We start from the raw sequence: 1,048 nt of genomic DNA on the forward strand, positions 1-1,048 counted from the left end.
CTTGTTTTTAAAGTAATTTTAATTGGCATTAAAACTGCTAATTCCTTCTTGCTAGGTCCAAACACTAACAAGGAGTTGGTTATGTTTGTTTTGATTTCAACGTTATTATCCGTCGCCATATTAGCCGGCATTTACCACCTTTCCACAAAACGCGAACAGCAACATGCACGAAAGTATCAGTTGCTTACCCTACTTCGCGATGTCGTTAACTTGCTTAGACGTCATCGAGCAATCACACATTACTCCCTTCAATCCCAACAAAACTATGATCGAGAAATAGAAGAGATCCATCATGCTCTCAACAACAAGCTGCACCTTTTGTTGGAAACATCGCGCTTTGAAAATAAACCCATGTATCGTGTGTTACAGATAAAAGTCAGTAAGTTGCTAGAACAATGGCAGGAAAACAGCATCGCGAGAAATCAAATGGAGCACGGAAAGCTGATTCGACATTGTTTGTTTTTAATGGATGAAGTCACTATTGCGTGGCTAGCAGTTGAGCAACGAGATGAATTGCATGATGAGTACCACATGAATTGGCAAACCATTATCGATAGCCTCGAAACCTTGACTCAACTTCGTATTAGCATTCAAGACTTAAACGAACAAGGAGGAAGCGTTCGAGTAAAGAACTACGCATCTGTAATGACACGTAAACTGAATCAGTTAGCGGTAATAGCACCGCTGACTATCGCAGCGCCGATCTCTGTACGTTCGACACAAGCGTTAAACGACTATGTCGAAGGAAAACACACCGGACTAACAGAAGAAGAACTTTATGGCATCACCTCAGATCTGTCACTGACGATTTTCAATACCTATGATCACGTGCTATCAGATATTGTCGAAACACTGTATTTGCCTTTGCCCAGACTATCATTAGCCTGAAAGACTCATTTTTCGACATAATTGCATGCAGAACTAGATCAAAAACCGCAAGTAACGAGCAATAAAAAACCGCAGGCATTGCCTGCGGTTTTTAATTGCATGCAGAACTAGATCAAAAACCGCAAGTAACGAGCAATAAAAAACCGCAGGCATTGCCTGC

The 1,048-nt window shown here is 41.2% G+C and carries 1 protein-coding gene; it reads left to right on the plus strand.

Annotated features, from left to right (window positions below):
• The first annotated feature begins 81 nt into the window (after window positions 1-81).
• On the plus strand, window positions 82-888 hold the full coding sequence (locus R7F67_RS24895) for a hypothetical protein (protein WP_005482403.1): 807 nt from the start codon (window positions 82-84) through the stop codon (window positions 886-888).
• Window positions 889-1,048: the final 160 nt, after the last annotated feature.

This window comes from Vibrio sp. YT-17, from assembly GCF_033337375.1.
GTDB lineage: Bacteria > Pseudomonadota > Gammaproteobacteria > Enterobacterales > Vibrionaceae > Vibrio > Vibrio alginolyticus.

Excerpts from the sequence above, each read along its gene's own strand:
- R7F67_RS24895 (WP_005482403.1), top strand. The coding sequence starts at position 82 with ATGTTTGTTTTGATTTCAACGTTATTATCCGTCGCCATATTAGCCGGC.